The sequence below is a fragment of the Bifidobacterium pullorum subsp. saeculare genome (assembly GCF_016899725.1).
Lineage (GTDB): Bacteria > Actinomycetota > Actinomycetes > Actinomycetales > Bifidobacteriaceae > Bifidobacterium > Bifidobacterium pullorum_C.
This window is the reverse complement of the sequence record NZ_JACLYU010000311.1, coordinates 1-207: the sequence shown is the minus strand read 5'-3', so window position 1 is coordinate 207 and position 207 is coordinate 1. Positions and strand designations below refer to the sequence as shown.

Genomic DNA, 207 nt, shown 5'->3' with positions numbered 1-207 from the left:
CGGCTCTCCCCGGCGATCACGCGCCTGGCGGCCCCCGCCCTGGCATCAAGCGTATACGACACACGCCGCCTCCCGGAATGCCGCGGATCGCGGGACACCCAGTTCGCCAGCCCCGCCTCGGACGGATAGCCCGGCACCGCGATCGTCCTCCTCAACGACACGCCATCCCGGAAATACAGATCGACCGCCCCGCGACGCTGCTCCTCG

Annotated in this window: 1 pseudogene; it reads right to left on the bottom strand. The window is 71.0% G+C overall.

What is annotated here, in order from left to right:
- A pseudogene (locus tag H7U32_RS10640) lies at window positions 1-207 on the bottom strand (IS3 family transposase); the annotation flags it as partial.